The sequence below is a fragment of the Lentzea flaviverrucosa genome (assembly GCF_003350445.1).
In the GTDB taxonomy this organism is placed as follows: domain Bacteria; phylum Actinomycetota; class Actinomycetes; order Mycobacteriales; family Pseudonocardiaceae; genus Lentzea; species Lentzea californiensis.
This window is the reverse complement of record NZ_QQAU01000005.1, coordinates 481,625-506,394: the sequence shown is the minus strand read 5'-3', so window position 1 is coordinate 506,394 and position 24,770 is coordinate 481,625. Positions and strand designations below refer to the sequence as shown.

The following is a 24,770-nucleotide window of genomic DNA, read 5'->3' as shown; positions in this document are numbered from 1 at the left end:
GCCGGATCAGACGCCTGACCGCAGCGGGCCCAGCTGGCTCAGCTTCCAGCCGTCCTCGGTGCGGGTGAGCTTGGTCAGGTACCGGTTGATCTTGGTGACCTTCTGGCCGCCGTCGGGCGTCACGGTGCTCTCGACCACGGCGATCATCGACGCGCTGCCGGCGCGGTCGTCCAGCTCGGTGATCGCGGCGTCCAGCACCTTCGACGTCGTCACGGACTTGGCGTCGACCAGCTGCTTCTTGCGCGAGTCCTTGTCCTTGTCGATCTCGGCGCGCAGGTCGCCGGTCGACGAGTTGAGCCAGCGCTGCAGGTCCTCGTCGACCTTCTTGTAGTCGAGGGTCAGGAAGTTCGTGACGCCGACCTGGCCGGACCGCAGGGCCTCGTCGCGCACCGAGGCGAACGACGACTCGGACGAGTGCGACGCCGAGTACCAGGCCACGCCCGAGTACGCGGCGAAGCCGAACGTCAGCACCGCCAGGACGGCGGCGGCACCCGAAATCATTCTGGCCGTGAAGATCCGCACTACTTCTTCCCCTCCGGCAAGCCCAGCAGCTGACCCAGCGACGTCAGCAACGGCACCTCCGGCGCGGCGGCCTGCCCCGCCGGTTCCTGGCCCGGCTGCGTCGTCGCGTTGCCGACCGGCGTGGTCGGTGTTCCACCATATGGCGCATTCTGCGAGCCTCGCACCGAGGTCGCCGACCCGCGCGCGAGAGCGCAGTACGCCTGCGTGTTCAGCGGCGCGGCAGAGGTGTCGCCACCGGGCCGAATCGTCGTGCCCTCGTATCCGACGGTGCACGGCATCGGGTCGAACACGTTCAAGGCCAGCCCGAAGTGCGCCGACCCGTCACCGGGCGCCACGGAGAACCCGCCGCCGACGGCGATGGGGTACGTCACCGCGAGCTGCTCCAGTCCGTCGCGCCTGGTCACGAGGATGTTCGACGTGGTCAGCAGGTTCGCGAAGACCACCCCGAGGTTCGGCCCGCTCTCCTTGAGCAGCGCCGAGACCTGCTCGGACGCCGGCGGCACGGCCACGATCAACCGCCGCAGGTCGCCGTCGGAGGCCTTGAGCTGCTCGGCGAGCAACCGCAGGTCGCCGCTGAACGACCGGATGGCACCACCGGAAGCGGCCTGCGTGGCCAGCACGATCCGCCCGTCCTGCAACAACTGCGTCGTCTGCGGCAGGTGCTCCTTGGCGGCCGCCGTGAACGCCGCGGTGTTGTCGATCAGCACCTGCAGGTCGCCACCGGTCCCGCTGAACGCCGTGTGCAGCTCGTCGACCACGGTCCTCAGGGAGTCCGTCGGCACCGAGGAGGCGAAGGCGTCCAGGTTGGACAGCAGCCCGTCGACCGGCGGAGGCGTGCGGGTCGCCGACCGCGGGATGACCGACCCGGCCTCCAGGTACGGCCCGCCGTCGCTCCTCGGCCGCAGGTCCACGTACTGCTCACCCACGGCCGACCGGTTGGCCACGACGGCCTCGGTCGCGGACGGCACGCGCGGCGCGTCGGCGTCCAGCTCCAGGTCGACCTCGATGCCGTCGGAGGTCAGCCGCAGCTGCCCGACCCGCCCGATCGTCACGCCGCGGTAGGTCACCTCGGCGTTGGTGAAGATGCCGCCCGAGTCGGCGAGCTGCATCGTCACGACCGTCGACGCCGACTTGAACAGACCGATGTAGGTAGCGCTGACGTACGAGATGCCCAGCAGCGCGACCAGCACGAACGCACCGATCTTGAGCTTCGTCGACCGCAGGATCACTTGCGACCACCTCCCAGCAGCCCGCCGAGCAGGTCGCCCAGCCCGGACCCGGTGCTCTGCCCGAGGTTCGGCAGCGGGATGTTCGGCATCGGCAACGGCGTGCCCTGCGACGGGATCAGCGAGTCGATCGGCGACTGCCGCGACCTGCCGAGGTTGTCGAGCACCGTGCCGAGGTTCAGGTCGAGGTCGATGTACGCGTTGGTGTAGTCGCCCTTGATGCCGTCGACCGCCTCGTCCGGGAACGGGTAGGTCAGCAGCAGCTCCAGCGACTTCGGCAGGTTCTGCCCCGACTCGACGAGCTTCGTCAGCGTCGGCTGCAACGCCTTCAGGTCCGCCACGATGTCGTCACGGCTCCTGTTGATCGTGTCCGTGGCGACGTCGGAGAGCTTGTCCAGCGACTGCAGCAACGTCACGAGCTGCGTGCGCTGCTCGGCCAGCACCTTCAGCCCGGGTTCCAGGTCCGTCAGCGCGACCGCGATCTTGTCGCGCTGCTGCGCCAGAGTTCCCGCCAGCCGGTTCATCGAGTCGAGCGCGCGGACGATCTCCGCCTTGTGCTTGTCGAGCTCCCCGACGAACGTGTTGAGGTTGCCCAGCAACGAGCGGATCTCCTTCTCGTTGCCCTCCATCGCCGCGTTGAGCTCCTTGGTGATGTTCTGCAGCTGTGCGACGCCACCGCCGTTGAGCAACATCGACAACGCTCCGAAGACCTCTTCGACCTCGGGGTTGCGGTTGGTCCTGTCCAACGGGATCACGGCGTTGTCGGCGAGCTTGCCTGCCGCGTCCTTGGCAGGCTTGCCGAGCTCGACGAACTTCTCACCGAGCAACGCGGACTGGCGCAGCTTCGCGAACGCGTTCGCCGGCAGCTGGACGTCGCCGTTGACCAGCATGGTCACCTCGGCGGTCCAGCCGTCGGCGCCCAGATCGATCTTCTCGACCCGTCCGACCGGCACGTCGTTGACCTTCACGCCGGCCTGCGGCACCAGGTCGAGAACGTCCTTGAACTGCGCCTTGACCCGGTACGGGTGATCACCGACGTCGGCGCCGCCCGGCAGCGGCATGTTGTAGACGCCGTCGAACCCGCCCGAACCACAGCCCGAGACCAGCAACAGCGCCGTCAGCCCTACGACCAGCTTCCTCACCGGGGCACCCCCGCGAGCGGCAGGGGCAACGGCAGCTTGCCCGCGTTGAGGTCGCTGATGATCTCGGCCGGCGGCTTCAGCGGCACCACGCCGGTCAGGACCGGTTCCAGCTGCTTGCACGTCTGCGCGAGGATCGGCGGCACGTTGTTCGGCGTCGCCTGCTGGATCAGCTTGCAGATCAGCACGATCGGCGGCTGGTTCAGCTCGTTGATGTTCGCGCGGACGTCGAGCGTGCCGGACGCCGCGTTGTAGGAGTTCTGCAGGTTGCCCAGGGCCAGCGGGGCGACGTCGAGGGTCTCCGCCAGCGCGGCCCGCTGGTTCACCAGCACCTGCGTGATCGAGGCGAGCTTGTCCACGTTGGACTTGAGCACCTCGCGGTTGTCCTTGATGAACCCCTGCACCAGACCCAGTGCGGTCGCGAGCTCCGACAGCGCCGCGCCGAGGTCGCCGCGTTCGTCGGCCAGCATCTTCGACACCTCCGCGAGCTGGGAGTTGAAGTCGCGCACCTGGCTGTCGTTCGCGGCCAGCATCGCGGTGAACTTCTGCAGGTTGTCGACCGTGGCGAACAGGTCCTCCTTGGACCCCGACAGGGTCCGCGTGGCCTGGCCGAGGTTCTTCAACGTGTCGTTGAGCGCCTGGCCGTTGCCTTCGAGGTTGCGAGCCGCCGAGTTCAGCAGGTCCGCCAACGCCCCGTCGGCGTTCGCGCCGTTGGGCCCCAGCGCGGTCGTGAGCTTGTCGAGCGACGAGTACAGCTCGTCCAGCTCGACCGGCGTCGCGGTGCGCTCGCGCGGGATCACGGCGTCCTCGCCCAGCGCCGGACCGCCGGTGTAGGCGGGCGCGAGCTGCACGTACCGGTCGCTGACCACGCTCGGCGAGACCACGACGGCCTGCGCGTTCTCCGGCACCCGCACGTCGCGGTCGACGGTGAACACGACCTTCACGGTCTTGCCCTCGGGCGTCACCTCGTCGATCGTGCCGACCTTCACGCCGAGGATGCGCACGTCACCGCCGGGGTAGACGCCGACGGCCGCCGCGAAGTGCGCGGTGACCTTGCGACCGTTCATCCCGTTGAAGACCCACCAGAGCCCGGCCGTCACGACGAGCGCGAGCACGCACGCGATCGCGATGAACCGGCCGACCTTGCTGTGAGCTGCTGTAGTCATCGCTGCACCCCCGGAGGCAGGCAGCCTTCCTCGTTGAACCCGGCGACGCCGAGGTTCACCGAGGGCGGCAGCAGGCCGCAGATGTAGGTGTCGAACCACCGGCCGTTGCCCAGGGTGTTCGCGAACACCCGGTAGAACGGCGCCATCAGCGCGAGGCTGCGGTCGAGGTTCTCCTGGTTGCGCTCCAGGATCGTGGTGACCCTGCCGAGCTGTTCCAACGCCGGCCTGAGCTGGTTCTGGTTGTCGGTCACCAGTCCGCTCAGCTCACGCGAGAGGTTCCGCGTGCCGGTCAGCAGGGCGCTGATCGCCTCGCGGCGCTTGCGCAGCTCGCCGAGCAGCAGGTTGCCGTCCGACAGCAGCTTCTCGAACTCCGCGTTGCGGTCGGCCAGCGTCTTCGTCAGCTGCCGCGTGTTGTCCAGCAGCTTCGCCAGCTGCTCGTCGCGCGAGGAGATCGTCTTCGACAACGCGGACAGGCCGTCCAGCGCGCCCCGGACGTGCTCAGGCGAGTTCTTGAAGGTGTCCGAGAGGACCGTGAAGCTGTCCGCGAGCTGCTTGGTGTCGATCTGGCCGACGGTCGTCGCGAGCCCGTTGAACGCCTCGTTCACGTCGTACGGCGCAAGCGTGCGTTCCTTGGGGATCGGGTCGCCGGGCGACAACGGCTGGGTGCCCTGCGGGTCCAGCGCCAGGAACTTCTGCCCCAGCAACGTCTTGATGCGGATCATCGCGGTCGACCGGTCGCCCACCCAGGCGTCCTTGACCTTGAACGTCACCCGCACCCGGTCGCCGTCGAGCCTGACCTTGGTGACCTTGCCGACCTTCACGCCGGCGACGCGGACCTCGTTGCCCGGCACCAGTCCCGCGGCCTCGCTGAAGTCCGCGGCGTAGCTCGTGCCGCCGCCGACGATCGGCAGGTCGTCGGAGTAGAACGCGGCCAGCAGCAGCAGGACGATCAGCGTCAGGCTGACCGCGCCGGTCCTGATCGGGTTGCTCGTCCTCATCGGCGGCACCTCTGCTGCGTCACCGGCAACGCCGTGATCGGGATCGGATCGTTGATGACCGGCGGCACGGCGATCTGGCCGCTGGCCTCGCACAGGTAGAAGTTGAACCACGAACCGTAGGTCGCGGTCCGCGTGATCGTCTCCAGCTTGCTGGGCAGGCGCTGCAACATGCGGTCGACGAGCACCTCGTTGTCGCCCAGCGTCTTCGAGACGATGCCGAGCTGCGCGATGTCGTTCTTCAGCGGCTCGCGGCCCTGCTCCAGCAGGCCGGAGGTGGCCTGGGTCAGGTCGCCGAGCGCGGTGATCGCCTCACCGATCGGCTGGCGGTCCTGGGCGAGCCCGGAGACCAGCGTCTGCAACGTGATCACGAGGTTGTTGAAGTCCTCGTCGCGCGAGTTCACGGTCTCCAGCGCGGTGTTGAGGTTGTCGACGACCTCGCCGATCACCTTGTCCTTGCCCGCCAGCGTGCTGGTCAGCGAGGCCGTGTGCTGCAGCAGGCTGTCGATCGTGCTGCCTTCTCCCTGCAGCACCTGGATGATCTCGAACGACAGCTTGTTCACGTCGTCCGGCGACAGGGCCTGGAAGAGCGGTTTGAAGCCGTTGAACAGCACGGTGAGGTCGAGCGCGGCCTTCGTGCGCTCCAGCGGGATCGTGCCGCCCTCGGCCAGCACCGCCTTGGTGTCACCGGTGCCGGACTCCAGCGCGATGTACCGCTGCCCGACCAGGTTGCGGTACTTGATCGTCGCCGTCACCGCTTCCGGCAGCTTGCGGTCACCGTCGATGGAGAACTCCACCTCGGCGGTCTTGCGGTCGACGACCTTGATCGCGTCGACCTGCCCGACGCGGACGCCGGCGATGCGGATGTCGTCACCCTCGTTCAGCGCGGTGACGTCGGTGAACTGGGCCTTGTACTCGGTGGCACTGGCCAGGTTCACGTTGGCGATGGTGACCGCGAGCAACGACGTGGCGAGGATGGTGACCACCGCGAAGGCGATCAGCTTGAGCAGCGGGGCCAGCAGTCCCTTCACTTGACGGTCACCTCCGTTCCGCGGACGAGGGGCCCGAGCAGAAGGCTCGACCAGCCGGGCATGTCCTGCGGGTCTACGCCGACGCGCGGTCCGAAGAGCGCCGCGATCAACCTGGCCTCCTCCGGCGAGTTGGCGAGCCGCAGCACGTCAGCGGACTGCGGCACGGTCACGTTGCCGGCGTTGGCCGGCGGCAGGACGCCGTCGTTCGCGACGCGGGCGGGCGGCGGCGAGCTCGACCCGTCCTGCACCGGACCCTCCGGCGGGTACTGCGGGAACGGGTTCGGCCGCGGGATCAGGTCGTAGCAACGGGGTCCGCGCTTGTCCCTGTACTCGGGCTCGTCGAGGTTCGGCTTGTACTTGCCGCGGTTCTGCGTGATCTCCAGCGTGATGTGCAGGCCCGGCTCGTTGGTGCCCTCGCCGAACGCCTTGCTGATGACCGGTTCGAACTCCGCGAGCCCCTTGAGCAGGCACGGGTACTCCGGCGCGTACTTCGCGAGCAGCTCCAGCGTCGGCCGGCTGGTGTCGGCGAGCGCGATGATGTTGTTCTTGTTGACCGTGACGAAGCTGGTGACGTCCTGCGACGTCGTGGTCAGCGAGCCGTAGAGCGCGAGCAGGTTCTCGCGCTGGTCGACGACGGTCTTGGTCGTCGTGGTCATGTCGTTGAGCGCCTGCAGCAGGTCGGGCGCGGCGTCGGAGTAGACGTTCGCGACGTCCGCGAGCTTGGAGATGTTCTCCTTCAGCGCGGGCAGCTGCGGGTTGAGCTCACCGAGGTAGGAGTCGAGTGACACCAGGGTCTCGCCGAGCGGCTTGCCCCGTCCGTCGAGCGCCTGCGACAACGCGGTGAGCGTCGTGGCGAGCTTCTCCGGCTGGATCGCCTGCAGCACCGGCATCAGGTTGTCGAGCACGCGTTCGAGCTCGATCGCGCTGCTCGTCCGGTCCTGCTCGATGACCGCGCCCTGGGTGATGGCCGCGCTCTTCTGCTGCGGCAGCACCAGGTTCACGTACCGCTCGCCGAACAACGTCTTGGGCAGCAGCCGCGCGCTGACGTTCGCCGGGATCTGCTCGACCTTGTCCGGCTCCAGCGCGAGCTCCAGTTCGGCGCCGTCCCCGCTGGTGCGGATGGCCTTCACCGACCCGACGATCAGCCCGCGCACCTTGACGTCGCTCGCGGTCATCAGCTGGTTGCCGATGTGGTCGGTCTTGAGCGTGACCTTCACGTAGTCGCTGAAGGCGTCCTTGTAGAGCGCCACAGTGAGCGACAGGAACATGGCGATCGCGAGGAGAAAGGCGATGCCCAGCACGCGTTTCCTCATCCCGCGATCCTCACCGTCGTTGTCGCGCCCCAGATCGCGAGGCTGAGGAAGAAGTCGAGCAGCGCCGTCGTGACGATCGCGGTCCGCACCGCACGCCCGACCGCCACGCCGACGCCGGCAGGTCCGCCGGACGCGCGGTAGCCGTAGTAGCAGTGGGTCATGATGATCACGACCGCGAAGACCAGCACCTTGCCGAACGACCAGAGCACGTCGATCGGCGGTAGGAACAGGTTGAAGTAGTGGTCATATGTGCCCGCCGACTGCCCGTAGAACTCCACGGTGATCGTTCTGGCCGCCAGGTAACTCGTCAGCAGCCCGATCACGTACAGCGGAATGATCGCGACGAACCCGGCGATGATCCGCGTGGTGACCAGGAACGGCAGGCTGGGGATGCCCATGACCTCCAGCGCGTCGATCTCCTCGGAGATCCGCATGGCACCCAGCTGCGCCGTGAACCCGGACCCGACCGTCGCCGACAACGCCAGCCCGGCCACGAGCGGCGCGATCTCACGGGTGTTGAAGTAGGCCGACACGAACCCGGCGAAGGCCGACGTGCCGATCTGGTTCAACGCCGTGAAGCCCTGAAGGCCGACCACGGTCCCGGTGAACACGGACAGCCCGACCATGACGCCGATCGTGCCGCCGATGACCGCGAGCGCCCCCGACCCGAAGCTGACCTCGGCCAGCAGCCGCAACGTCTCCTTGGAGTACCGCTTGAGCGCACGGGGCGTCCAGGCCAGCGCCTTGATGTAGAACGACAGCTGGTCACCGAAACCGTCCAGGGTGGACAGCACCTTGTTCGCCATCAGCTCCCCTTCGCGGGCACGACCTGCAGGTAGATCGTGGTGAGGACGAAGTTGACGAAGAACAGCAGCAGGAACGTGATGACCACGGCCTGGTTCACCGCGTCACCCACGCCCTTGGGCCCACCGGCCGGGTTGAGGCCGCGGTAGGCGGCGACGATGCCGGCGATGAACCCGAAGATCAGGGCCTTCAACTCGCTGATCCACAGGTCGGGCAGCTGCGCCAGCGCGGAGAAGCTCGCGAGGTAAGCACCGGGCGTGCCGTCCTGCATGATCACGTTGAAGAAGTAGCCGCCCATCACACCGACGACGCTCACCATGCCGTTGAGCAGCACGGACACCAGCATCGCCGCCAGCACCCTGGGCACCACGAGCCGATGGATCGGCGACACACCGAGCACTTCCATGGCGTCGATCTCCTCGCGGATCTTCCGCGACCCGAGATCCGCACAGATGGCAGAGCCACCGGCTCCGGCGATCAGCAGCGCCGTCACGATCGGACTGGCCTGCTGGATGATCGCGAGCACGCTGGCCGCACCGGTGAACGACTGCGCACCGATCTGCCGGGTCAGCGACCCGAGCTGCAACGCGATGACCGCGCCGAACGGAATGGACACCAGCGCCGTGGGCAGCACGGTCACGCTGACGATGAACCAGCTCTGCTGGATGAACTCCCGCAGCTGGAACGGCCGCCGGAACGTCGTGCGCACGACGTCGATCCCGAGCTGGCACAGCTTTCCGGTCTCCCGCAGCGCGCCGGCACCGGGGAACGAGGCCTGAGTGGTCACAGAACACCACCGTGCCGAGGCCACGGACTGGGCGCGGGCGCCACCGCAGGAGCCCCGGCGTGCACGCCGTACCGCAGCTGCTCCTCAGGCGTCAGACTCTCGATGATCCCCTGCTGAGCCTGGTGCGGCAGCTGGTGGATGATCGTCATGACCCGGTCCTTGCGCCGCCGCACAGCGTCCCGGAACGGCAACCCCGGAGTCGGCTCGATCTGCGGGATGATCCCCCGAACGTCCTCGGACGTGGACCCGTCAGAGTGCCCGGCGTCCGCATGAGCCTGCTCCGCCGCCATCGTGGCCGTGTCCTTCTCCTCGGACATCCCGATGGGCCCGAGCCGCCGCCCGTTGAGGAACTGCTCGACAACAGGCTCGTCACTGGTCAGCAGCACCTCGCGCGGCCCGAACATGACGAGCTCGCGCCGGAACAACATCCCGAGGTTGTCCGGCACGGTACGAGCAATGTTGATGTTGTGCGTGACGATCAGGATCGTCGCGTCGATCTGGGCGTTGAGGTCGATCAACAACTGACTGAGGTACGCGGTGCGCACCGGGTCCAACCCGGAGTCGGGTTCGTCGCACAGGATGATCTCGGGGTCGAGCACCAGCGCACGGGCAAGACCAGCCCGCTTGCGCATACCGCCGGAGATCTCACCGGGCAGCTTCTTCTCAGCCCCGACGAGACCGACCATCTCCATCTTCTCGAGGACGATCCGCCGAACCTCGGCCTCGGTCTTCCGAGTGTGCTCCCGCAAGGGAAAGGCGATGTTGTCGTACAGGTTCATCGACCCGAACAACGCACCGTCCTGGAACAGCACGCCGAACATCTTCCGAATCTCGTACAACCGGTGCTCAGAACACCGAACGAGGTCCGTCCCGTTGATGATGATCTTGCCCTGCTCAGGCTTGAGCAACCCCACCAGCGACTTCAGGAACACGCTCTTGCCGGTACCGGACGGCCCGAGCATCACGCTGACCTCACCCGGCGGCAACGTGAGCGTGACGTCCTGCCAGATGGTCTGCTTGCCGAAGGACTTGGTCAAACCCTCGACGACCACCTCGACGCCCATCCGCACCTCCGCACACGCCCAGGACGCCGCAGCGATCGGCGTCACACCTGGGCAACGAGTTCGTTCGCGGCAGGTTACTCACCAGTTGGCCTAACGGCGGTTGCGTTCGGATAACAGCACGCAGGGTGACCTCGCAAAACGGTCACGACCCCCTAGACCACTGCCTGCCAACCGGCACTTTCGAGACCGATGTGACTCCAAACACAGAGCAGCAGCCAGCCAGCTCATCCGCGAAGCCGAAGGCGAGCCGTCCGCCCGCAACGCCGAAGGCGAGCTGTCCCACCGCGCGGGCCAGGCGGTGGGGTCCCGTCACGAGTCGCGCCATAGCACTTGCTGCATGCGTGAAGGGGTGTCAACTCGACACGCTTTTCGTCGAGTTGACACCCCTTCACGCATGTGGCCCGCTCTTGGTGCGGCTCGTGACGGGACCCCACCGCCAACGCACCCTCTAAGCAACAGGCAGCCGCCCAACGCAACAGGCGTGCCATCAACCCGCTCGTGGCGCCACCCCCCGATCAGATTGCCGGGGGTCTGGGGGCAGAGCCCCCAGGGGAAGCACGCAAGGCGACCAGGCCACCCGCAAGGTGACCACCCGCATGGTCGCCGCCCGCAAGGTGACCACCCGCATGGTCGCCACCCGCAAGGTGACCACGCTGACGCAGGCGTCCCCCCGATCCGGGAACCCCTACATCTCAACCTACTCAAGGGGTCCGACAAGATCAGAAACAACAAAAACGGGCGCACACCCCCCAAGGGGGATGCACGCCCGTTCAAGCACTACAAGGCAAAACGCCAGCCCCCAAAGGGGCTGAGATCACTTGACGGTGATCTTGGCGCCCGCAGCCTCGAGCTTCTCCTTGGCGGCGTCGGCGACGTCCTTCGCCACGCCCTCGAGGATCGCCTTCGGAGCCGACTCGACGAGCTCCTTGGCCTCCTTCAGGCCCAGACCAGAGACGACCTCGCGGACGACCTTGATGACCTGGATCTTCTTCTCGCCGGCGGACTCGAGGACGACGTTGAAGTCCGTCTGCTCCTCGGCCTCTTCGGCGGCGGCCGCGGGGCCGGCAGCTGCAACGGCGACGGGCGCCGCGGCGGTGACCTCGAAGGTCGTCTCGAACTGCTTCACGAACTCGGACAGCTCGAGGAGGGTCATCTCCTTGAACGCGTCGAGCAGCTCTTCGGTGCTGAGCTTCGCCATGATCGGCGGTCCTTTCTAATCTCCCGCGCGAAAGCGTCGGGCGTGTCTTTGGGTGATCAGCTTTCGGCGGGAGCGTCGGCCTCGGCGGCGGGAGCCGCAGCGGCCTTCTTCTCCTGCAGGGCAGCGGCCAGGCGAGCGACCTGGGAAGCCGGGGCGTTGAACAGACCCGCAGCCTTGGCCAGGTTGCCCTTCATCGCGCCCGCGAGCTTCGCGAGCAGCACCTCACGGGTCTCGAGGTCCGCGATTGCGGCGACCTCTTCGACCGAGAGCGGGCGGCCATCCATGTAGCCGCCCTTGATGATCAGGGCCTTGTTGTCCTTCGCGAAGTCGCGGATCGCCTTGGCGGCGTCGACGGGCTCGCCTTCGACGAACGCGATGGCGGTCGGACCGGAAAGAAGGGCCTCGAGGCCCTCCACACCGGCGTCCGCAGCGGCCAGCTTGACCAGCGTGTTCTTCGCGACGGTGTACTTGGTGCCCGCGCCGAGAGCGCGACGCAGCGTGGTGAGCTGCGCCATGGAGAGGCCACGGTACTCAGTGACAACCGCTGCCGAGCTGGTGCGGAAGGAATCCGCAAGCTCAGCGACCGCCGTAACCTTCGTGGGCTTCGCCATGATCGCCTCCTCTCTGGGCTGGGTTTAGACCGCCGGCCTGGAGAAGGTCCCGAAACAACAAAAACGCCCTCGCGCACAAGCAGCACGGGGCGTCACACAGAACTGAGCCTCGTCCTCCCTGCGCGGGCCGCCCGTGTTGCAACGGGGCCTTCGTTCTCCTCGCGGAGAAAACCTGCGGTCTTCGGTAGAACCATCCAAAACAGTACTCGACTGTGTACTGCCGCTCCAAATCGGCATGATGTGACGTGTGACCGACGAGCCCGGCAAGGACCTCGCGCCCCGCCAGCCGCCTGCCCCGCAACCGCCTGCCCCGCAGCCGCCCGCCCCGCCGGTGGACCCGGAGCAGCTGCGGCAGTTCCAGGAGTTCCAGCGCTTCCAGGAGTTCCAGCGCTACCAGGAGGCGACGGGCCAGGCACCGCAGCCCCCGAAGCAGCCCGGCGGCAAGCGCTGGTGGCTCCTCGTGCTCGGCAGCGGCATCTTCTGGCGCGCGCTGTTCTTCCTGCTCGTCGTCTTCTCGGCGGTGTGGGCCTACAACCACTTCTTCGGCGTGGACGACCCCGGCGACATCGCGCAGGACAGCGGCGGCGTGACCGGCGCGGCGCAGGGCCTGTCCGCACCGGCCGGGCTGCAGGGCACCGTCGGCATGTTCTACAAGCACGTGTCGTTCGCCGACACGACCCGCGCCTGCACCCTCTTCCTGCGCGACGACACCCGCCAGAAGTTCGCGAACGCTTATGGCGCAAGCGATTGCGCCGCCGCGGTCACAGACCTGAAGGCCAAGGTCACGAGCGTCGACAGGTACCAGCAGGTGCTTTTCCCGCCGGACATGCTCAAGACCCCGACGACCACGAAGGTCACCATCGACTCCTGTGCGCTGACCGTCGAGGGCGGCCCGCGCCTGGGCACGTTCGTCGTGGAGAAGGTCGGCGCGGGCTGGGTCATCACCGACTGGTCACCCAGCACCTGTGGTTGATTGGGGTGCATGGCAAACGCACTGGGGGTGCCCAGCCCCGACAAGGTCGAGTACATGGCGGACGCCGCGGAACTGGGTCGTGACTACAAGCACCAGCTCCTCGTCTCCCTCGGCCTGAGGCACGGCGACACGGTCCTCGACGTCGGCTGCGGCCCCGGCATGGACCTGCCGGTGATGGCCGACGCGGTCACGACGTCCGGCCGCGTGATCGGCGTCGACGTGGATCCGACGATGGTGGCGGCGGCGCGGAGCCTTTCCCACTACTACCCGCAGGTGGACGTCCGCCAGGGGGACGCCCACGCGCTCCCCGTGGACGACGGCACCGCCGACCGCGCTCGCATGGACCGCGCGTTGCAGCACGTCGAGGACCCGTCCGGCGTCCTCGCCGAGCTTCACCGAACCCTGAAGCCCGGCGGTCTGCTGCGCATCGCCGAACCCGACTGGGACGCCCTGATCGTCGACGGCGACCTGGAGATGAACAGGGCGTTCAACCGGTTCGTCTGCTCGACCATGGTCCGCAACGCCACGATCGGCCGCCGGCTCGGACGCCTCGCGCGGGAAGCGGGCTTCGAGGTCGAGGACGTCCGCGCGGCGACGACGGTGCTGCGCGACTTCGCCAGGGCGGACTACACGCTCGCCCTCACCCGCAACACGGAACGGGCGATCCGCGCCGGTGCCATCGACCGCGCGGACGGCGAGCGCTGGCTGGCCGAACTGCGCGGCGGCGGCTTCCAGGCCTCGGTGACGATCTTCCTGCTGTCAGCCCGCAAACCGGTGTGACACAACGCCCAGCGACTCGACGGCGCGGGCGAGGCTCTCCTCCCCGCGCCCGGCGTCGACCTGCTGGTCGACCAGTTCCTTGAACGAGTCGAGCGCCGCGAACGGAACGCCCTGCGCCGCGGCCGCCCGGATGAGCATGCCGAGCCCCGTCTGGTTCATCGCCAGGCTCGACTCCGCGTTGTCGTAGCTCTCGCCGTCGATCTCCGCGGCGAACGTGGACAGCGCGGGGTGGAGGTCCGTCAGCCAGGACAACAACATCGGCGTGAGCTCGGTGGTCTTGATCCCGTTGGCCCGCGCCAGTGCCGCCGCGTGCAGGAAGCCGCCGATGAGGCCGTACATCCCGGCGAGGATCGCCACGTCGTACCCGGACGCGCGGCCGGCGTCGGCTCCCAGGAACGTGACCTTTCCCAGCAGCGCCAACTGCTTCTGCCAACGTTCGTGCACGGCCGAGGAGCCGCTGTAGATGATGGACGACGCGTCGGTGCCGATCGTCTGGGGTACCGCGTACACCGCGCCGTGCAGGTACTCGGCTCCGTTCGCGGCGGCCCAGTCAGCGAGTTCGCGAGCCTCGTCGGGAGTGCCGGAGGTGATGTTGACCAACGCCCGGCCGCGCACGTCCACGCCACTGAGAACCTGTTGCGCCGCTTGGTGGTCGAGCACGGCCACGATCACGAGCCCGCTGGCCGCGACCGCCTCCGCCGCAGTCCCGGCCACGACGGCACCGGGCACCTTGAGTTCGGAAGCCTTTGTGGCAGAACGGTTCCAGACCGTGACGGGGTGACCCTCCCGCAGGAACGCCTCCGCCAGCGCGCGTCCGAGGTTGCCGAGGCCCAGCACGGTGATCGCTTCAGATGTCATGCCTCCAGCCTCGCCGCGCGTGATCAACTCGACCAGTGACCGGAATGACCCCTTCCGCCAAATTCCTGCCATAGGCTGGACCGCATGAGCGCTGGATCAGTCGCCCTGGTCGTTCCCAGCGACTTCGGCGTCGCGGACCTCTACGAACTGGGCATTCCCGCCGCCGTCTTCGGCACGCCGCAGCCCGACCTCGCCGACCCCTGGTACGAGTTGTGGTTGTGCGGCACCGGGAATCGCAGCCGCGACACCATGCCGGGCTTCACCCTGAACAGCGCTCACGGGCTGGAAGACATCGTGAGCGCGGACACCGTCATCGTGTCGTGGGTGCCGGACGAGGTCTTCGAGGACAACGCGCCCGTGCCGCCCGAGCTGGTCTCCGCGCTGCGGAGGGCGCACGACAACGGCGCGCGAATCGTGTCGGCGTGCGTCGGCGCGTACGCACTGGCCGAAGCCGGTCTGCTCGACGGGAAGAAGGCCACTGCGCACTGGATGCACACCGCGCTGCTGGCCGAGCGCTACCCGGAGATCCAGGTCGACGCCTCGCAGCTCTACATCGACGAGGGTGACGTGCTGACCAGCGCCGGCATGAGCGCCGGTCTCGACCTCTGCCTGCACCTGGTCCGCCGCGACCTGGGCGCCCACGTCGCCAACCAGCTCGCCCGCCGCATGATCGTCCCCGGCCACCGGCCCGGCCACCTGGGCCAGTACGTCGACCTCTCGGTCCCCGCCAGCGACGAACAGGGCCTGACGCCGGTGCTCGACTGGGCGCGCGCCCGCCTGGACGAACCGCTGACCATCGAGGTCCTGGCACGCCAGGCCGCGATGAGCCCGCGAACCTTCTACCGCAAGCTCCACGCCACCACCGGCACCACACCGCTGCAGTGGCTGCTCAACGAACGCATCACGCGGGCGCAGGCGTTGCTGGAGTCCACCGACCTGTCGGTGGAGAAGATCGCGGCCCTGAGCGGCATCGGCACGGCGAACAACCTCCGCCACCACTTCCTGAAGCAGGTGGGGAAATCGCCGAGCGACTACCGGCAGGCGTTCCCGCGGCACCAGGCCTGACATGCGACAGGGCCCCCGGCGAACCGGGGGCCCTGTCAGGAGCTAGCTGCGAACCGGGAGGCTCAGGCCTCGTCCACCAGCATGTTGCGGGTGCGGTTCGGGTCGACCGGGATGCCAGGGCCCATCGTCGTGGAGACGGTGACCTTCTTGACGTACCGGCCCTTGGCCGCGGACGGCTTGACGCGCATGATCTCGTCCAGCGCGGCGGCGTAGTTCTCGACCAGCTTCTCGGAGTCGAACGAGACCTTGCCGATGACGAAGTGCAGGTTGGCCTGCTTGTCAACGCGGAAGTTGATCTTTCCGCCCTTGATCTCGTTGACGGCCTTCGTGACGTCGGGGGTCACGGTGCCGGTCTTCGGGTTCGGCATCAAGCCACGCGGGCCGAGGATGCGGGCGATGCGACCGACCTTGGCCATCTGGTCGGGGGTCGCGATCGCGGCGTCGAAGTCGAGCCAGCCACCCTGGATGCGCTCGATCAGGTCCTCGGAGCCGACAGCGTCCGCACCGGCGGCCTCGGCCTCAGCGGCCTTGTCACCGGTTGCGAAGACGATCACGCGGGCGGTCTTGCCCGTACCGTGCGGCAGATTCACGGTGCCGCGGACCATCTGGTCGGCCTTGCGAGGGTCGACGCCGAGGCGAATCGCGACCTCGACGGTGGCGTCGAGCTTCACCTTGGACGTTTCCTTGGCGAGCTTGGTGGCCTCCAGCGGCGAGTACAGCCGCTCCCGGTCCACCAGCTCTGCGGAGGCCTTGTAGGCCTTGCTGCGCTTCATGCTCTGTCCTTACCGTGGATCAGTTCGTGGTGAATGAGCCGCGCTCGGCTCTCCCACGCTTGCTAGAAAGAGGGTGTGGTCAGCCTTCGACCGTGATGCCCATGGAACGGGCGGTGCCGGCGATGATCTTCGCCGCCTGGTCGATGTCGTTCGCGTTCAGGTCGACCATCTTGACCTGCGCGATGCTGCGCACCTGCTCCATGGTCACCTTGGCGACCTTGACGCGGTGCGGCTCGCCGCTGCCCTTGTCGACACCAGCGGCGGCGAGGATGAGTCGCGCGGCCGGAGGGGTCTTCAGCTTGAAGTCGAACGAGCGGTCTTCGTACACGGAGATCTCAACCGGCACGACCTGACCGCGCTGCGACTCGGTCGCGGCGTTGTAGGCCTTGCAGAACTCCATGATGTTGACGCCGTGCTGACCCAGCGCGGGACCAACGGGAGGCGCCGGGTTGGCGGCACCAGCCTTGATCTGCAGCTTGATGATCGCTGACAGCTTCTTCTTCTTGGGAGGCATTGTCCGTACTTCCTGTTATTGCAGTGTCCGCGCGCGGCTCTGCCAGCCGCAGCGTGGCCGATCGGTCTTCCGGTCAGGGAAAACCGCTCAGATCTTGGAGACCTGGCTGAACGACAGCTCGACCGGCGTCTCCCGGCCGAAGATCGACACCAGGACCTTCAGCTTCTGGCCGTCCGCGTTGACCTCGCTGATCGTGGCGGGCAGCGTGGCGAACGGGCCGTCCATGACCGTGACCGACTCGCCGACCTCGAAGTCGACCTCGATGGTCGGCTTCGACACGGTGGTGGAAGCGGTCTTCTTGCCCTCGGCCGGCTTCTGCTCCTGCTGCGGGAGCAGGAACTTCAGCACCTCGTCGATCGTGAGGGGCGAGGGCTTCGAGGTGGCTCCGACGAACCCGGTCACGCCCGGCGTGTTGCGGACGGCGCTCCAGGACGCGTCGGTGAGCTCCATGCGGACCAGGATGTAGCCGGGCAGCACCTTGCGCTGCACCAGCTTGCGCTGGCCGTTCTTGATCTCGGTGACCTCTTCGGTCGGCACCTCGACCTGGAAGATGTAGTCCTCCATGTCGAGCGTGTGGATACGAGTCTCGAGGTTCGCCTTGACCTTGTTCTCGTAACCGGCGTACGAGTGCACGACGTACCAGTCGCCGGGCGCGCGGCGCAGGGCCTGACGCAGCTCTTCGGCGGGGTCCTCGGGCTCTTCGTCGATCGGCGTCTCGTCGATCGCGAGCACGTCGGCGTCCTCCGAGCCCTCTTCGGACTCGTCCGCGGCGCCTGCGTCCTCGGAGTCCACAGCCTCCGACTCGACCGTCTCGTCGGCCGCGATGTCCTCGGACACCTCGTCGTCGATGAGGTCGGTCTTCTCCTGGGCGTCGACGCCGTTATCGGAGGTCACTGTGGATCTCGCTTCCTGATTGCAGCGGCAGCTGTCCGGCTCAGCCGAACAACTCGAAAACAGCCGCGCCGAAGCCGAGGTCGAGAGCCCACACCAGCGCAACCATGAAGACCACGAACACCAGCACGACGCCGGTGTAGGTGACGAGCTGCTTGCGCGTCGGCCAGATCACCTTGCGGAGTTCGCCGATGACCTCGCGGATGTAGCGGAAGCCCCGCCCGATCAGCGAGGGACGCTTCTCCTGTCCTTCACGGGTCTTGGTCGGGCGACCCTTCTTCGCGTCCTCGTCCGACTCGTCGGACTTGGAGACGCTCTTCTTCGACTCAGCGCTGCTGCCGTCCTTGCGGGCGGCCGGGCGGGAGGAGGCACGACGCTCACGTCGCGCCGCAGCAGTGGACGGCCGGACAGCGCCTTCGCGCTCCTCCGGCTGGTCCTGCTCGCGGCCCTCGACCATGCCGTGCCTCCACTCCACCCATGACGCGCTTCGACAGCAGGGGCGACAGGACTTGAACCTGCAACCTGCGGTTTTGGAGACCGCTGCTCTGCCAGTTGAGCTACACCCCTTTGAGATCCCGAGCGGGATCCCCTGGCCAAGCAGGAAGTGTACGGGAGCCTGCCCCGTCCATTCCAACCAGACCGCTCAAGCACTTGCCGAGCGGCCTGTCGCACAGCCTACCCATATGCGAGCCGGGAAGACGAATCAGGGTCGTGCAACTGCGATGCCGCCCTGGCCCGAATCTCCCGTGAACACCGCAAACACCACCGGACCGGATCGCCCGGTGGTGTTCTTGATCACAAGATCAGCTGACGCGCACGCGGGCGAAGGCACCCGTCAACACCGACTTGCCGTCAAAAGCCGCGTTGATGTTGACCTTCACAGTTCCGTCCTCGAAGGCCTTGGTGACCTTCGCGGTCACCTCGACGAGCGCGCCCTCGTCGTCGTTGGGCACCACGACGGGCCGGCCGAAACGGCAGCCGTACTCGACGATCGCGCCGGGGTCGCCGATCCACTCCGCGACGATCCGCGAGGCCACGGCCATGGTCAGCATGCCGTGCGCGATCACGTCCGGCAGGCCGACGTCCTTGGCCGTCTTCTCGTTCCAGTGGATGGGGTTGAAGTCCAGCGAGGCGCCCGCGTAGCGCACCAGGTCGGAGCGCTTGAGGCGCACGGACAGCGCCGGCAGTTCGGTGCCAACCTCGTACGTCACGCGTCTTCTCCCCTCACGACGAGCATCGACTTGGCGGTGGTGACGGGCTCGCCGTCCACCGTGGTGATCTCCGTCCGCACGGTCACCATGTCGTTGCCCATGCGGGACGTGATGGCGTCGACGTGCGCCACGCACACGAGCTGGTCGCCCGCGGTGATGGGCCGGTGGTGGGTGAAGTTCTGGTCGCCGTGCACGACGCGGCTGTAGTCGAGCTGCAGCTCCGGGTCGAACATGACCGTCTCGTTGGTCTTCATCGACACGACGATCGCGAACGTCGGCGGCGCGATGACGTCCCTGTGCCCCAACGCCTTCGCCGCTTCGGCATCGAGGTAGGCCGGGCTGGTCGCGCCGATCGCCTCAGCGAACTCGCGGATCTTCTCGCGGCTCACGTCGTACGGCTGCGACGGCGGATAACTACGTCCGATGAAAGCGGGGTCGAGAGGCACCGGAGGAGCCTATATGCGGCGAGGCCCGCCCCACGGTGTGGGACGGGCCTCGCCGAAGACTGGCTTACGCGCTCAGCGGGTTTCCTTGTGCGCGCGGTGCGTCTTGCAGTTCGGGCAGAACTTCTTGATCTCCAGGCGGTCCGGGTCGTTGCGCCGGTTCTTCCTGGTGATGTAGTTCCGGTGCTTGCACTCCTCGCACGCGAGGGTGATCTTCGGGCGTACGTCGGTTGCAGCCACGGTCCTTGCCTTCCTGAGAGCGCACTTGCCCCGGCCTCAGAATGAGGCACCCGGTGCGGGCTTACCGCCCGGCGGGGATCCTGCTGAGTAGCGGTGGCCGGACTTGAACCGGCGACACAGCGATTATGAGCCGCTTGCTCTACCAACTGAGCTACACCGCTGTACACAACTCAAGCCGCAGCGCTCAGCACTGCGGCCAGTTGTAGAGCCCCTTTACGGAATCGAACCGTAGACCTTCTCCTTACCATGGAGACGCTCTGCCGACTGAGCTAAAGGGGCCAGCACTTCGTTCCTGCTGACACGTAGAACTCTACAACACGCCTCAACCAAGAACGAAATCCGGGGGGTGCCTCAGTGCACCAGCGTGAGCACCGTCTCATCGCGAGCACCCCTGACCTGCACCGTTCGTGCGCGCAGCCACGCCTCGAAGCGATCTTCGGAGAGCGGGCGGGAGATCAGGTAGCCCTGGGCCACGTCGCAGCCCATGCCGACCAGCTGGTCGCGCGCGGCGTCGTCCTCGACGCCCTCGGCGACGACCACGAGACCCAGCGAGTGCCCGAGCTCCACGATCGACCGGACCACGGCCATGTCGCCGAGGTCCGTGCCCATACCGAGCACGAACGACTTGTCGATCTTCACCTCGTCCACCGGCAGCTGGCGCAGGTACGCCAGTGACGAGTAGCCGGTGCCGAAGTCGTCGACCGCCAGCACGACGCCGATCGCGTGCAGGCGCCGCAGCACCGGCAGAGCGCGCTCGGGATCGGCCATGACGCCCGACTCGGTCAGCTCGAAGGTCAGCAGCCCCGACGGCACGTCGTGGCGCTCCAGGGCGGCCTCGACGCGGTTCGGGAAGTCCTCGTCTCCGAGCGTCCGCACGGAGAGGTTCACCGCGATGGACATCCGCAGGCCGCGGTCGAGCCAGCGGCGCACGCGTTCCAGTGCGCGGTCCATCACGAAGTCCGTCAGCACGTCCACGAGTCCGGTGGCCTCGACGGCCGGCACGAACTCGTCCGGGTCGACGCGGCCGAACTCAGGATGTGTCCAGCGCACCAACGCTTCCGCGCCCACGACCTGACGTGAGGGCAGGGCGACCTTCGGCTGGTAGTGCACCGAGATCTGCCCGGTCTCGACGGCCTGGCGGAACTGCGTCACGAGCTGGAAGCGGCGCAGGAACAGGTGGCCCATCGACGGCGCGTAGGCCTTCACGGGCGTGCCCTCGGACGTGGCGCGCACGGCGACATCGGCCCGCTGCAGCAACACGTCGGGGTCCGGGTCCTCGGTCTCGGAGTCCGCCTTGGACGCGTACCCCACGACCGCGGAGGCCTCGACGGTCAGGCGGTCGACCGGGTACGGCACGGAAAGCCCGGCGCGCAACCGTTCCGCGGTCTCGTGGGCGGTCTGAGCGCGCTCGTCGTCGAGGTACGCGGCGAACGCGCCACCCTCCAGGCGAGCCAGCGGCACGTCCGCTCCGAGAGCGTCCCGCAGCCGGCGTCCGGCGGCGACGACCATGCGGTTGCCCCAGGCCTGGCCCAGCGCGTCGGAGACCGTCGACAGGATGTCGAGGTCGATGCGCAGCACCACTCCCCGTTGGGACTCGTGCAGCGGCTCACCGCACGCCTCGCGGAAGCCCGCCCGGTTCAGCAGGCCGGTCAGCGGGTCGTGGTAGGCGTCGTGGCGCAGGCGGGCGAGCAGGCGGCGGTTGTCGACGGCCGTCGCGAGGTGCGAGGCCAGCGTGCGCAGCAGCTGGATGTCCGCCTTGCCGAAACCGCGCCAGCGCGACAGCCGGTCGTGCGCCTCGACGGCACCGAGCAGCTGGGTCGCGCCGCGCAACGGGACGACCAGGGCTTCCTGCGCGTCGCGGCGCAGCAGGGCCTCGGTGACGTCCTCGGTCGCGTCGGCCACGCGGTAGTAGCGGACGTGCGTGCCCGGCAGCTGGAGCACCGGGTCTTCGCGCACGGCACGGGGGTCTGTCGCGGCCATCTCGTCGGGCAGCGGTTCGCCGGCGACGAGGGTGATCATGGCTTCCTGCGGGTCGGTGCGCAGGCGCAGCACGACCCTGTTGGCGTTGAGCTGCTCGCGGATGCGTTCCGCGATGAGCTGCCACTCGTCCTCTTCGACGCCCGAGGTGAGGTCGTCGTCGGGCTGGCGCGGGCCGGTGCCGTGTTGTCCCGACCTCGCGACACGGAGGCTGACCTCGCTCAACGCCTCCAGGTCGCGCTGTTCGCGCAGCAGCCCGGAGTAGGCGAAGTAGGTGGCCACGATGCCCGCGAGCACCAGGATGATCAGTGCGGCGCCCCACGGCGTGGTGGCGACGATCTGGTAGCCGACGAGGCCGGCAGAGGTGTTCAGCAGCGCGACGACCAGCGTCTGCAGCACGAGGCGGACGCTGTTGCCCACGCGCATCGACTTGCCCATGAGGCGCAACGCGCAGAGGCCCAGCACGCTCGCGAGGAGCGGCACGGTGATCGTGCCGACGAACGCGCCCGCCCAGAACGGGCCACCGGCGCCGATCATCCGGTTCACGGCCTCGGCGGCGGCGAACGCCACGGAGATCTCCATGAACATGAGGCCCGCGTTGTAGACGGCCCTGTCGAGGATCCGCCTGCCGAGCAACGTGCCCACGCCGGCGACCACGTGCGCGGCGAGCACGATCTCGAACGGGGCCACGAGCAGGCCCAGGACCAGCGGGATCTCGGTGAAGGAGATCGTCCACGCGACGCCGCTGCGGACGTCGACGTTGATCGCGAGCTGTTCCGCCAGCAGGAAGCCGACGACGAGGAGCGGGCCGATCCAGAAGAGGGAGGTGGTCTCCCGCTCCGGGAGCCAGGCCGCGACCATGCCCGCGCAGGCGACGCCGGCCACCAGGAGGGTGACGGCGAACGCGCTGAACGCGCGGTTGGTCGACTTGGCCGACCAGGCGGCCGAGTCCGACACGGGGGCCGACGCTCGGTCGGACATCCAGCCTCCTCGTCGGCCTGGGTGGGGGACCTCTAGGCGTGACTGAGGGGTCCCGCACTTCGCGATCAGGACCCCTCCAGGGGCACCAATGTACCCCGCTCGGGGGACGAAATGGCAGGTCGAGCACCCCTAGTGACTTTGATTCACCCAGACGTGGCTACACGTTCAAGCGCCCCCGAAGCACCGTCACGGCCTGCCCCGAGAGCAGCACGCGATCTTGGGCGAGGGTCGTCCTGACGAACCCCCCGCGCGGTGACACCTGCTCCGCCAGCAGGTCAGCGCGTTGGAGCCGAGACACCCAATAGGACGCAAGGGTGCAGTGGGCCGAACCGGTGACGGGGTCCTCCGGGATGCCGACGGCCGGGTAGAAGCACCGGCTGACGATGTCCGCGTCGCCGTCTCCGACCGCCGTCACGATCACTCCGCGTGACTGGATTTGTGCCAGTCCTTGGACGTCAGGTCGCAAGGACCGGACTTCCGCGGCGCTTTCCAACTCGATCAGGAAGTCGAACCGCCCACGCGACACGGACTTGATCGTCGCATGTGGCAGCGCTTCGGCTAGACCGATTGGCGGGTCAGTCAACTCTGGGGGGTCTGCCGGGAAGTCCATCCGGATCCACCCATCGTCATCTGCGCATGTGAGCACCCCACTACGCGTGGTGAACGCCTGCTCGCCGCCCAGCACGTGCGCGGTGGCGAGGGTGGCGTGCCCGCAGAGGTCCACCTCGACCTCCGGCGTGAACCAGCGGAGGTGGTTGTCCGGCGTGACGAAGGCCGTTTCGGCGTGCTTCATCTCGGCGGCGACGCGCTGCATCCAGGCGTCGTCGCGCGGTTCGGTGAGGAGCACGACTCCGGCGGGGTTGCCCGCGAAGGGCGTGCTGGTGAACGAATCCACGACGTAGATCTCCACACGTCCGACCCTGCCATGGTCAGATGGAGCGTGAGCGAGATCTTCTCCTACCGCGAGACCGACCCGGACTCCCTGCTCCTCACCTGGGGACCCCTGCGCACGCACGGCCTGACCTGGCAGCCGGGCTGCGACCTGCCGGCGTTGCTCGACGAGTGGGACACCCGCCTCACCGGCCTGGACGACCCGGAGACCGCGGCGATCGTGCAGTTGCCCAGCCACGAGACAGGCGGCGCGCGGACGTTGATCAGCCGGGGGTTCGCGCCCCTCACGGTGGTCGCCGAACGCCTCGCCGGCCGTTCGCCCGCGCCGCGGCCGTCCGGCGTGGGCATCCGCGCCGCCTCGCACGCCGACTTGGACGTCGCCGTCGAACTGAACCTGCACACGGTCCGGTACGACGCCCAGTTCGGCCTGGTGACCGAGCGCCCGAACACCGCCGAGCACCTGCGCACAGCGCTGGCCGAGGTGCTCGACCGCGACTACGAAGCGATGTGGCTGGCGATCGGCGGCGACACGCCCGTCGGCATGATCTACGTCGACATGCCGCAGGACGCGGGGTGGATGGAGAAGTACGCGTCGGCGCGGCCGTTCGCCTACCTCGGCCATCTCGGCGTGCGACCCGATGTGCGCGGTACAGGTGCGGGGAGCGCTCTCGCGGCTCACGCGCACGGCGTTCTGGACGCGGCCGGAGTGGCGTCGACGCTGCTCCACCACGCGTTGCCGAACCCGCGCTCGACGCCGTTCTGGTACTCGCAGGGCTATCGGCCGCGGTGGACGCTGTGGGCGCGCCGCCCCGCGCTGCGCTCTTCTCACGGCGTGTCGGCGCAACCCGAACGGCCTAATAGGACATGATCTACCCGTTCACACAAGCGAAGAAGTCGAACGAACCCGTACTTGTGGAACGAATCCGACCTCTATTTCGACAAAGGGGTAAGCGATTCGGACGCCACACCTGGGGGGTCGAGATGGAACTCAGCGGTAGAGCGAGAGCGATGCTGACGGCTGTCGCCGCAGGACGCGCCGAGGTGACAGGCGGCACGGAGCCCGACCTGTACGTCGACGGACTGCCCTGTTGCGACCGCATGGCGACGCACGACCTCGTGCACGCGGGACTGCTGCGCCCCACGCAGCCGACGAGCTTCGGCCTTCGCGTCTGCGCGGAACTGACCGACGACGGCCGGGCGGCACTCGCCGCGATCTGATCCGCGTGTTGATCGCCCGGTGATCGAACATTTGTTCGATATGGGGTAGGCTCCGCGCTGAGGCCGGCACGCAAGAGAGAGGAAGCTCTTGCGCGCCGG

General features: G+C 67.9%; 27 protein-coding genes and 3 tRNA genes. 5 read left to right on the top strand and 25 right to left on the bottom strand.

The window, feature by feature from the left end; all coding sequences use genetic code 11:
• Positions 1–6: 6 nt before the first annotated feature.
• From DFR72_RS19300 to rplJ, 12 genes are all read right to left on the bottom strand, one after another.
• Complete coding sequence (locus tag DFR72_RS19300; RefSeq protein WP_090065881.1) at positions 7–522, bottom strand: hypothetical protein; 516 nt, start codon at positions 520–522, stop codon at positions 7–9.
• The gene (locus tag DFR72_RS19295; RefSeq protein WP_090065882.1) at positions 522–1,751 is read right to left on the bottom strand and encodes an MCE family protein; all 1,230 of its coding nucleotides are present in this window, start codon (positions 1,749–1,751) and stop codon (positions 522–524) included. The genes DFR72_RS19300 and DFR72_RS19295 overlap by 1 nt, the downstream gene beginning before the upstream one ends.
• Positions 1,748–2,890: an MCE family protein gene (locus DFR72_RS19290; protein ID WP_245983142.1), complete on the bottom strand. Its 1,143-nt coding sequence runs from the start codon at positions 2,888–2,890 to the stop codon at positions 1,748–1,750. Before DFR72_RS19290 ends, DFR72_RS19295 begins: the two co-directional genes overlap by 4 nt.
• Entirely contained in the window at positions 2,887–4,053 is a 1,167-nt protein-coding gene (locus DFR72_RS19285) for an MCE family protein (protein WP_090065883.1), read from the bottom strand. The genes DFR72_RS19290 and DFR72_RS19285 overlap by 4 nt, the downstream gene beginning before the upstream one ends.
• The gene (locus DFR72_RS19280; RefSeq protein ID WP_090066305.1) at positions 4,050–5,051 is read right to left on the bottom strand and encodes an MCE family protein; all 1,002 of its coding nucleotides are present in this window, start codon (positions 5,049–5,051) and stop codon (positions 4,050–4,052) included. Before DFR72_RS19280 ends, DFR72_RS19285 begins: the two co-directional genes overlap by 4 nt.
• Positions 5,048–6,079 (bottom strand): MCE family protein, encoded by a 1,032-nt coding sequence (locus DFR72_RS19275; RefSeq protein ID WP_090065884.1) that lies wholly within the window; start codon positions 6,077–6,079, stop codon positions 5,048–5,050. The genes DFR72_RS19280 and DFR72_RS19275 overlap by 4 nt, the downstream gene beginning before the upstream one ends.
• On the bottom strand, positions 6,076–7,392 hold the full coding sequence (locus DFR72_RS19270; protein ID WP_090065885.1) for an MCE family protein: 1,317 nt from the start codon (positions 7,390–7,392) through the stop codon (positions 6,076–6,078). The genes DFR72_RS19275 and DFR72_RS19270 overlap by 4 nt, the downstream gene beginning before the upstream one ends.
• Complete coding sequence (locus DFR72_RS19265; protein WP_090065886.1) at positions 7,389–8,198, bottom strand: MlaE family ABC transporter permease; 810 nt, start codon at positions 8,196–8,198, stop codon at positions 7,389–7,391. Before DFR72_RS19265 ends, DFR72_RS19270 begins: the two co-directional genes overlap by 4 nt.
• Complete coding sequence (locus tag DFR72_RS19260; protein WP_090065887.1) at positions 8,198–8,983, bottom strand: MlaE family ABC transporter permease; 786 nt, start codon at positions 8,981–8,983, stop codon at positions 8,198–8,200. The genes DFR72_RS19265 and DFR72_RS19260 overlap by 1 nt, the downstream gene beginning before the upstream one ends.
• Positions 8,980–10,047 (bottom strand): ABC transporter ATP-binding protein, encoded by a 1,068-nt coding sequence (locus tag DFR72_RS19255; RefSeq protein WP_090066306.1) that lies wholly within the window; start codon positions 10,045–10,047, stop codon positions 8,980–8,982. The genes DFR72_RS19260 and DFR72_RS19255 overlap by 4 nt, the downstream gene beginning before the upstream one ends.
• A gap of 814 nt (positions 10,048–10,861) precedes the next feature.
• On the bottom strand, positions 10,862–11,245 hold the full coding sequence (gene rplL / locus DFR72_RS19250) for a 50S ribosomal protein L7/L12 (RefSeq protein WP_090065888.1): 384 nt from the start codon (positions 11,243–11,245) through the stop codon (positions 10,862–10,864).
• A 56-nt stretch (positions 11,246–11,301) separates the two neighbouring features.
• On the bottom strand, positions 11,302–11,856 hold the full coding sequence (gene rplJ / locus DFR72_RS19245; protein WP_090065889.1) for a 50S ribosomal protein L10: 555 nt from the start codon (positions 11,854–11,856) through the stop codon (positions 11,302–11,304).
• Positions 11,857–12,103: 247 nt separating this feature from the next.
• On the opposite strand from rplJ, the gene DFR72_RS19240 reads away from it, so the two are divergent.
• Together DFR72_RS19240 and DFR72_RS19235 are read left to right on the top strand one after the other, a co-directional pair.
• The gene (locus DFR72_RS19240) at positions 12,104–12,829 is read left to right on the top strand and encodes a hypothetical protein (protein ID WP_090065890.1); all 726 of its coding nucleotides are present in this window, start codon (positions 12,104–12,106) and stop codon (positions 12,827–12,829) included.
• Between the two features lie 9 nt (positions 12,830–12,838).
• Positions 12,839–13,609: a methyltransferase domain-containing protein gene (locus DFR72_RS19235; RefSeq protein ID WP_090065891.1), complete on the top strand. Its 771-nt coding sequence runs from the start codon at positions 12,839–12,841 to the stop codon at positions 13,607–13,609.
• Here DFR72_RS19235 and DFR72_RS19230 read toward each other — a convergent pair.
• Positions 13,589–14,467, bottom strand: coding sequence for an NAD(P)-dependent oxidoreductase (locus DFR72_RS19230; RefSeq protein ID WP_090065892.1), 879 nt, complete (start codon positions 14,465–14,467; stop codon positions 13,589–13,591). The two genes, DFR72_RS19235 and DFR72_RS19230, sit on opposite strands and share 21 nt — an antisense overlap.
• A gap of 84 nt (positions 14,468–14,551) precedes the next feature.
• Between DFR72_RS19230 and DFR72_RS19225 the strand changes: the two genes are divergently transcribed.
• The gene (locus DFR72_RS19225; RefSeq protein WP_090065893.1) at positions 14,552–15,532 is read left to right on the top strand and encodes a GlxA family transcriptional regulator; all 981 of its coding nucleotides are present in this window, start codon (positions 14,552–14,554) and stop codon (positions 15,530–15,532) included.
• Between the two features lie 62 nt (positions 15,533–15,594).
• Here the strand turns inward: DFR72_RS19225 and rplA are convergent, their stop codons facing one another.
• From rplA to DFR72_RS19165, 12 genes are all read right to left on the bottom strand, one after another.
• Positions 15,595–16,305 carry a 50S ribosomal protein L1 gene (gene rplA / locus DFR72_RS19220; protein WP_090065894.1) on the bottom strand — a complete coding sequence of 237 codons (711 nt, stop codon included), beginning with the start codon at positions 16,303–16,305 and terminating at the stop codon, positions 15,595–15,597.
• Positions 16,306–16,384: 79 nt separating this feature from the next.
• Entirely contained in the window at positions 16,385–16,819 is a 435-nt protein-coding gene (gene rplK, locus DFR72_RS19215) for a 50S ribosomal protein L11 (RefSeq protein ID WP_030478269.1), read from the bottom strand.
• Between the two features lie 87 nt (positions 16,820–16,906).
• Entirely contained in the window at positions 16,907–17,713 is an 807-nt protein-coding gene (gene nusG, locus DFR72_RS19210; RefSeq protein WP_090065895.1) for a transcription termination/antitermination protein NusG, read from the bottom strand.
• A gap of 40 nt (positions 17,714–17,753) precedes the next feature.
• Entirely contained in the window at positions 17,754–18,167 is a 414-nt protein-coding gene (gene secE, locus DFR72_RS19205) for a preprotein translocase subunit SecE (protein WP_114773715.1), read from the bottom strand.
• Positions 18,168–18,204: 37 nt separating this feature from the next.
• Positions 18,205–18,277, bottom strand: a tRNA-Trp gene (locus tag DFR72_RS19200).
• A 236-nt stretch (positions 18,278–18,513) separates the two neighbouring features.
• The gene (locus DFR72_RS19195; RefSeq protein WP_090065897.1) at positions 18,514–18,921 is read right to left on the bottom strand and encodes a MaoC/PaaZ C-terminal domain-containing protein; all 408 of its coding nucleotides are present in this window, start codon (positions 18,919–18,921) and stop codon (positions 18,514–18,516) included.
• Positions 18,918–19,367, bottom strand: coding sequence for a MaoC family dehydratase N-terminal domain-containing protein (locus tag DFR72_RS19190; RefSeq protein WP_090065898.1), 450 nt, complete (start codon positions 19,365–19,367; stop codon positions 18,918–18,920). The genes DFR72_RS19195 and DFR72_RS19190 overlap by 4 nt, the downstream gene beginning before the upstream one ends.
• Before the next feature lie 72 nt (positions 19,368–19,439).
• Entirely contained in the window at positions 19,440–19,604 is a 165-nt protein-coding gene (gene rpmG, locus DFR72_RS19185) for a 50S ribosomal protein L33 (protein WP_015105301.1), read from the bottom strand.
• 88 nt (positions 19,605–19,692) lie between these two features.
• Positions 19,693–19,765, bottom strand: a tRNA-Met gene (locus tag DFR72_RS19180).
• Between the two features lie 45 nt (positions 19,766–19,810).
• Positions 19,811–19,883 (bottom strand) — tRNA-Thr (locus DFR72_RS19175).
• Positions 19,884–19,955: 72 nt separating this feature from the next.
• Positions 19,956–22,562 carry a putative bifunctional diguanylate cyclase/phosphodiesterase gene (locus tag DFR72_RS19170; protein ID WP_090065899.1) on the bottom strand — a complete coding sequence of 869 codons (2,607 nt, stop codon included), beginning with the start codon at positions 22,560–22,562 and terminating at the stop codon, positions 19,956–19,958.
• A 157-nt stretch (positions 22,563–22,719) separates the two neighbouring features.
• Entirely contained in the window at positions 22,720–23,472 is a 753-nt protein-coding gene (locus DFR72_RS19165; RefSeq protein ID WP_090065900.1) for a PhzF family phenazine biosynthesis protein, read from the bottom strand.
• Positions 23,473–23,502: 30 nt separating this feature from the next.
• Here DFR72_RS19165 and DFR72_RS19160 point away from each other — a divergent pair, with 30 nt between their 5' ends.
• Positions 23,503–24,321, top strand: coding sequence for a GNAT family N-acetyltransferase (locus DFR72_RS19160; RefSeq protein WP_170176314.1), 819 nt, complete (start codon positions 23,503–23,505; stop codon positions 24,319–24,321).
• 140 nt (positions 24,322–24,461) lie between these two features.
• Positions 24,462–24,671 carry a hypothetical protein gene (locus DFR72_RS19155; protein ID WP_245983140.1) on the top strand — a complete coding sequence of 70 codons (210 nt, stop codon included), beginning with the start codon at positions 24,462–24,464 and terminating at the stop codon, positions 24,669–24,671.
• Positions 24,672–24,770: the final 99 nt, after the last annotated feature.